At 70.8% G+C, this 6,860-nt stretch carries 6 protein-coding genes; 5 read left to right on the top strand and 1 reads right to left on the bottom strand.

Going from position 1 to position 6,860, the window contains the following annotated elements; genetic code table 11:
- Window positions 1–90 precede the first annotated feature (90 nt).
- From ACWELQ_RS33570 to ACWELQ_RS33550, 5 genes are all read left to right on the top strand, one after another.
- Window positions 91–918: a molybdopterin-dependent oxidoreductase gene (locus ACWELQ_RS33570; RefSeq protein ID WP_452401052.1), complete on the top strand. Its 828-nt coding sequence runs from the start codon at window positions 91–93 to the stop codon at window positions 916–918.
- 83 nt (window positions 919–1,001) lie between these two features.
- Window positions 1,002–1,946 (top strand): ABC transporter ATP-binding protein, encoded by a 945-nt coding sequence (locus tag ACWELQ_RS33565; RefSeq protein ID WP_452401051.1) that lies wholly within the window; start codon window positions 1,002–1,004, stop codon window positions 1,944–1,946.
- The gene (locus ACWELQ_RS33560) at window positions 1,943–2,713 is read left to right on the top strand and encodes an ABC transporter permease (RefSeq protein ID WP_452401050.1); all 771 of its coding nucleotides are present in this window, start codon (window positions 1,943–1,945) and stop codon (window positions 2,711–2,713) included. The genes ACWELQ_RS33565 and ACWELQ_RS33560 overlap by 4 nt, the downstream gene beginning before the upstream one ends.
- Window positions 2,697–3,950: a sensor histidine kinase gene (locus ACWELQ_RS33555; protein ID WP_452401049.1), complete on the top strand. Its 1,254-nt coding sequence runs from the start codon at window positions 2,697–2,699 to the stop codon at window positions 3,948–3,950. Before ACWELQ_RS33560 ends, ACWELQ_RS33555 begins: the two co-directional genes overlap by 17 nt.
- Window positions 3,947–4,552 (top strand): response regulator, encoded by a 606-nt coding sequence (locus ACWELQ_RS33550; protein WP_452401048.1) that lies wholly within the window; start codon window positions 3,947–3,949, stop codon window positions 4,550–4,552. The genes ACWELQ_RS33555 and ACWELQ_RS33550 overlap by 4 nt, the downstream gene beginning before the upstream one ends.
- Before the next feature lie 89 nt (window positions 4,553–4,641).
- On the opposite strand, the gene ACWELQ_RS33545 is transcribed toward ACWELQ_RS33550, so the two are convergent.
- Entirely contained in the window at window positions 4,642–6,636 is a 1,995-nt protein-coding gene (locus tag ACWELQ_RS33545; RefSeq protein ID WP_452401047.1) for a TPM domain-containing protein, read from the bottom strand.
- Window positions 6,637–6,860 lie beyond the last annotated feature (224 nt).

The raw sequence follows: 6,860 nt of genomic DNA, 5'->3' as shown, positions 1-6,860 counted from the left end.
GGCCGATCCTGGTGCCGGGCATCAGCACACTGCCCTCCACCGTCGCGCCGTCCTCCACGAGCCAAGGCGGGCAGATTCTATGTGGCGGACGTGAATTCCCGTCCCCCGCGCATCGACCCGGACCAGTGGCGGCTGTCCATCGGCGGCCAGGTCGCGCACCGGCTGCGGCTGTCGCTGGCCGACCTGGCCGAGCAGGCGGTGGAATTCGACGCTGTCATGGTGTGCGTGCACAACACTCCCGGCGCGGGCCGCTGCGGCAACGCCCGTTGGTTCGGCGTCCCGCTGACCGCGCTGCTCGACCACGCCGTCCCCGAATCCGGTGCGACCCGGCTGGTCACCCGCGCCGTCGACGGCTACACCATCTCGCTGCCGCTGCAGCCGCTGCGCACCGGCGAATGGCCCGGCTACCTGGTCATCGGCATGAACGGTGCACCGCTACCACCTGAACATGGTTTCCCCGCACGGGTTTTCGTGCCCGGCATGTACGGCCAGTACGCGGGCGCGAAATGGCTCACCGAACTCGAACTCACCGACGACAGCCAGGTCGACTACTGGTGGAAGCGCGGCTGGCCCGCCGAACCGCTGTGGGTGCGCCCCGAAGCCCGCATCGACGTCGCCACCGACGGCGCGTCGGGTTCCGGCAAGTTCACGGTGGCGGGCGTGGCGTGGGCCCCGCCGCAGGGCGTCTCCGCCGTCGACATCCGGATCGACGAAACCGACTGGCTGCCCGTCGAACTCGGCGCGGAGACGGCTCCCGCCGCCTGGCGGCGCTGGCGCACGGTGGTCGACCTGCCGCCCGGCACCCACACCATCCAGGCCCGCGTGACCGGCCGCACCGGCGAAGTCCAGGACGCCGCCCCGCGCCCGCCCTTCCCGCGCGGTCCGGGCGGCCTGCACACCGTCACCGTGACCGCGTGACCGGGCGAGTCATGACATCTGTCATGGCACAGTGATGACGGACGGGGGAGGCGGCGGGCCCCCGGACGCACGACAGTAGAGGTATGAACGCTATTGCCAATGGCATCGCGGTCGGGGGGTCCATCCAGACGACCGCTCCGGCCATCGAAATACGGGGTCTGGTCAAGACATTCGGCTCGTCCGGTGCGACGGTGCGAGCGGTGGATGGACTCGAACTGGTGGTGCGCCCGGGCGAGATCGTCGCCTTCCTCGGGCCGAACGGCGCGGGCAAGACGACCACCATCGACCTGCTGCTCGGCCTGACCTCGCCGGACTCGGGCGAGGTGCGGGTCTTCGGCGGCACGCCGTCGGATGCCATTGCGGCGGGCCGGGTTTCGGCCGTGCTGCAATCCGGCGGACTGCTGCCCGACCTGACCGTCGGCGAGACCGTCCGCCTCATCGCCACCCTGCACGCACACCCGCGTCCGGTCCAGGAGGTGCTGGTGCGGGCGGGCATCGACGATATCGCCGACCGGCCCGTCGGCAAATGCTCGGGCGGCCAACAGCAGCGGCTGCGGTTCGCGTTGGCGCTGCTGCCGGACCCAGATCTGGTGGTGCTCGACGAGCCGACCACCGGCATGGATGTCGAAGGGCGGCGCGACTTCTGGCACGCCATCCGCCAGGACACCCGCCGCGGCCGCACCGTGCTGTTCGCCACCCACTACCTCGACGAGGCCGACGCCTACGCCGACCGCATCGTCCTGGTACGGGCCGGTCGGGTGGTGGCCGACGGCAGCGCCGCGCAGATCAAGAACCTGGCCGCGGGCCGCACCGTCAGCGCCACCCTGCCCGCCGCCGACTCCGCCCGCCTGCTGGCGCTGCCCGGCGTCGAACAGGTCGAACAGCGCGGCGATCGGATCCTCGTGCGCGCCAACGACTCCGACGTCGTCGCCCGCTACCTGCTGACCGCCACCCCGGCCGTCGACCTGGAGATCTCCGCCCACAACCTGGAGGACGCGTTCCTCGCCCTGACGGGAGACCACCGATGACCACCCTCGCCACCCGGCCCGCCCGGACGGCGGGCGGATTCCGGCCCGCGTTCCTGGGGCTGGAACTGCGCCGCACGCTGCGGGACAAGCGCACCATGATCTTCGCGCTGGTCATGCCGCCGCTGTTCTTCATCATCTTCGGGACGAGTACGTCGTTCCAGCAAGACCAGGCCGGTTCCGGTAACACCACCGGCTATGTCATGGTCTCGATGGCCGTATACGGCGCACTGCTGGCCACTTCCAGCGGCGCTGCGCGGGTGGCCGTCGAGCGCGCGGCGGGCTGGAGCAGGCAGTTGCGGCTCACCCCGTTGCACCCGGTGGCGTACATCGCCACCAAGCTCGCCGTGGCCATGCTGCTCGGATTGCTGTCCGTCGCCATGGTTTTCGTGGCGGGCGCGATCTTCGGGGCGCGGATGCCCGCGTCGGCCTGGGCGAGCTGCTTCCTCATCGCCTGGCTGGGCTCGGTGGTCTTCGCAGCCTTCGGGCTGTTCATGGGCTACCTGCTGCCCGCCGAGAACGTCATGCAGTTGCTCGGCGTCTCGATGGCGCTGCTCGCCTTCGCCGGCGGTCTGTTCATGCCGCTGCACGGCTGGGCCGAGACCGCGTCGAAAGTGGTGCCCACCAACGGCATCGCGACCCTGGCCCGCGCCCCCTTCGCCGAACCCAGCGCCGCGGGGATCGTCCTCGCCATCGTGAATGTGGTGGCCTGGGCGGCGATCTTCACCGTCGGCTCGGCGTTCCTGTTCCGCCGTGACACGGCACGCTGAGCACGAGCCGACTCCGGCCGGGGATGCCACCCGGCCGGAGTTCGGCCGTGCCTGGGCCGAGCGGGCCTCGGCCGCCGCGGCCCTCGCTGCGGTAGCGTCCGGCCCTGTGGAGGACGAAGAAGAGGGCATCCGGCGGCGGCGACGGTTCGGTTCGCTGTTCTCCGCGGTGTGGGTGGTCTATCTGATCGATCCACTGCGCGCGGCCTGGCACCTCGAGAATCCGGTCGCGCGGGTGTACACGCTCACGGTGATCGTGGCCTTCGGCGTCGTGTACGTCGGGTCGTTCTGGTTCCAGGTGCGCGGCCCGGTGCGGCGTCCGTGGCCGCCCAGCCAACAGCCGTGGAACGCGATCGCGCCCTTGATCGTGCAGGTGGCCTTCGTCGCGGCGGCCGCGGTGACGCTGCACTCCGCGGTCCTGGGCATGGGCGTCTACCTGGCCTCCTACATCGGCTTCAGTTTCGCCCCGCAATGGGCCGTCCCGCTGCAAGTCGTGGTGCTGCTCGCGGCGACTGTGGTGCCGCAGCTGGCCACCGGGCAACCCCCGAACTACTCGCTCATGCAGGCGATCTTCCTGGCGAGTCTGGCGGTGGGCGGCATCCGGGTGATCCTGGTCCGCAACCATCAGCTCTACCTGGCCCGCCGACAGCTGACCGAACTGGCGGTGGCCGAGGAACGGTTGCGGGTGGGGCGCGACGTGCACGATATCCTCGGCCACTCGCTCACCGTCATCACCGTGAAAACCGAGCTGGCGCAACGACTCGTCGACGTCGACACCGGGCGGGCCAAGGCCGAGATGGCCGATGTCGAGCGGCTGGCGCGCGAGGCGCTGGCGAGCGTGCGCACCACCGTCGGCGGACTGCGCGAGGTCTCCCTCGCGGGCGAGGTGGCCAATGCGCGCACCGCCCTGCGCGCCGCCGAAATCGACGCCGAGCTCCCGGATTCCGACGACCTGCCGATCCGGCACAGCATCGTCTTCGGCTGGGTGCTGCGCGAGGCCGTCACGAACGTGGTGCGGCACAGCGGCGCCGAGCACTGCTGGGTGCGGGTCACCCCCACCAGCCTCGAGGTGTCCGACGACGGCGTCGGCATGCGCGACACCGCACGCGCGGGCTCCGGCCTGTCCGGGCTGCGTGAGCGGGTGCAGGCCACCGGCGGCACCCTCACCCTCGCCAATCGACCGGAAGGCGGATTACGCGTGCTGGCAAGCTTTCCGGCGACGACCAAGGAGCCGGAATGATCAAACTGCTGCTCGCCGACGACCAGGCTTTGGTGCGCGGCGCGCTCGCCGCGCTGCTGAGCCTGGAGGCCGACCTGGACGTGGTCGCCGAGGTGGGCCGCGGCGACGAAGTGCTCGCCGCCGTCGAACGCACCAGCCCCGACGTGGCGTTGCTGGACGTGGAAATGCCGGGTATGGACGGCATCTCGGCCGCCGCCCAACTCCACGCCGCCCACCCGCAGGTCCGCATCCTCATGGTCACGACCTTCGGTCGCCCCGGTTACCTGCGCCGCGCAATCGACGCCGGAGCCTCCGGCTTCGTCGTGAAAGACACTCCCGCCCGCGAACTCGCCGACGCCGTCCGCCGCGTCCACATGGGCCTGCGCGTCGTCGACCCCGCCCTCGCCACCGAAACCCTCACCGCCGGAACGTCCCCCCTCACGGCCCGCGAACGCGAAGTCCTGGCCGCGGCGGCCGACGGCTCGACCGCCGCCGCCATAGCCCGCACCCTCCACCTCTCCGAAGGCACAGTCCGCAACCATCTCTCCTCCGCCATCGGCAAGACCGCCACCCGCACCCGCGCCGAAGCCGTCCGCGCTGCCGAGCGCCTCGGCTGGTTGTGATTACAAGATCAAGGTGCACTCAGGGTGGTGAAACGGACAAAAATCCGCGGTGAGTACTCCGGGCCCCTCCAAGAGATCAATACAGCTGGCTAGAAGCGCCCGCCCCGGCTGATCCGGCGGGAACCGTCGGAGCCGCCGAAGGAACCGGGACCGAGCCCGCCGCCCCCGGAACCGCCTCCGCCGCCGCGATATTGATTGCCCATGCCGCGCAGCATGCCGTCGATGAGGATGCCGCCCAGAATTGCCCCGGACTGCGAGGTCCCGCCGGAGGTCAGGCGCTGCTGCTGCGCCTGCCAGTCCCGCACGGCGGCCTGCGCGGTGTGCAGGGCATGCGCGCCGAGCTCGGCGGCCCGCTGGGCGAGCGGCAGGGCCTGCGCGGGATCCGACGTCGAAAGCTGTTCGGCCTGTTGCAGACTGCGCTGGGCCTCCGCCAGCCGGGTACGCGGCTCGGCGTCCACACCGCCGCGTCGCGTGCTGATGAAATCGGCGGCGGCGTTGATCTGACTGCGGGCGGCGGTCAGCACCTGGTCGAGGCGGCGGGCCAGATCCTCGGCGGTGTGCTTGCGCTGGGTGGCGGCGGCGATGGCCTGCTCCAGCGCGGAATCGGCGGCGACCGCCTGCCGGAAGACGCCCAGCGGATTGCCGGTCCCCTCGGTGTCGGCCTGACTCAACGCGGCGCGCGCCTGGGTAGTGGCCGAAGGCAATTCGGTGCCGCCGTGCTCGATCAGGTTGCCCGCCAGCGCCAGATCCTTGCGCAGTTCGGCGACGATGCCGGGCAGCCCGGCCCGGGCCTGTTCGATATCGGTGGTGGCGGAATCCACCGCGTCCAGCAGGGTCCGCGCAGCGTCCACGGCGGATTCGGCGGCGCGGATATCGGCCACCGCCGCGCCCTGCTGCCCGACGGGTTTGGCCGCCGCCGCTCGGCCGTCCTCGATGGTGCGCTCCGCGAAGCCGATTCGCTCCTGCGCCATGGCCACATTGTCGCGAATGGGCGCGAGCACCGAGGCGGGGTGCGCGGCCAGCAGCGCGGCGAGCGTGGCCTGTGAGCCGGGCATGCGGGCGGTGAGTTCGACCATGTCGCGGGTCAGCGCGTCGAGCCGATCGGCGGCGTTGATGAGCAGATTGCGCATCGCGTCGAACTCGGTCACCTTGGCGTCCAGGTCCCGGTCGGCGCTGCCGCAACTGCTGATCAGCTCGATCAGCATGCGCTGCTGCTGATCCGGGGTCTCGGGAATGTCGTCGTCGAGCTCCTGCCGGATCGAGAACGCCTTGGCCAGCGCCTTTTTCGCGGCCTCCAGCGCGGCGGTGAAGGGCGCGGTGGCGGTGGCCCCGAATTCGTCGGTGGCCAGGCGCAACTCCTCGGTGCTGGTGCGGATGGCGTTGTCGGTGTCGACGAGAGTCTCCTTGGACAGGGCGTCGAGGATCACCAAGGGCAGGGCGGCCAGCGCGGCGGTGTCGGTCGGATCGGTCCGGCGCGCGGATTCCAGCGCGTCGTGTGCGCGCCGCCGCTGCCGCCACCGCGACCACAGCCAGACAGCGAGCACCACCAGCACCACGGCGAGCGCGAACAGCAGCAGCTTGCCGATCCCGATCCCGCCCGAACCGCTCATGGCGTGCGACAGCCCGGTCGCGGTCGCCAAACCGGCACCGGCCCAATCCCCGCTGCGCAGTTTCGGCTCGACCTGGTCGACCAGCATCCGGTCCAGGTCCTTGTCGCTGACCGAGCTCGGCGTGCTCCCGGTGAACGCGTAGGCGCGATCGTCCACCGCGACCGACAGCAGCACGTCACGATCCCCGAAGCCGGACAGCCGCGCGGTCTGCTCACCCCACGAATGCGCGTCCAGCCCTTGGAAATTCCGCACGTAGACGATCCACAGCCGCTCGTGGTCGCGCGAATACAGCGAGTCGATGGCCTGCTGCAGCTCCGCGGTCTGCCCCTTGTCGAGGACACCGGCCCGATCGGTCACATAGCTGGGCAACCGCAATGGCTCCTCGGCGCCCGCGGGGGCGGCGCGCCCGCCGAGCAGGGCCAAGGCCAGGAGCAAGCCGGTCGCGACGAGGGACAGCTGCTTCGGTAGCGGCATCCTCTGAATCTAACTGTGGAACGCGGAGGGTCGGTTTCTTCTGCACACTGTGTCGGCCGCCATGACTACCATCGGGGGCGTGATCACGATCGATTCGCCCTACACGGGACACGTCGCCCCCGGCTCCAACGTCGACGCGCCAGCGACCACTCAGCGAATGCCCTTGCGTACGAGGCTGTTTCACACCCCCTGCCGTACCATGTAGGGGGTCCGGCTCGGGCAGT

Source organism: Nocardia sp. NPDC004722, from assembly GCF_053601505.1.
This window is presented reverse-complemented; position numbering and strand designations above follow the sequence as displayed.

Excerpts from the sequence above, each read along its gene's own strand:
- ACWELQ_RS33545 (WP_452401047.1), bottom strand. The coding sequence starts at position 6,636 with ATGCCGCTACCGAAGCAGCTGTCCCTCGTCGCGACCGGCTTGCTCCTG.
- ACWELQ_RS33560 (WP_452401050.1), top strand. The coding sequence starts at position 1,943 with ATGACCACCCTCGCCACCCGGCCCGCCCGGACGGCGGGCGGATTCCGG.
- ACWELQ_RS33550 (WP_452401048.1), top strand. The coding sequence starts at position 3,947 with ATGATCAAACTGCTGCTCGCCGACGACCAGGCTTTGGTGCGCGGCGCG.
- ACWELQ_RS33565 (WP_452401051.1), top strand. The coding sequence starts at position 1,002 with ATGAACGCTATTGCCAATGGCATCGCGGTCGGGGGGTCCATCCAGACG.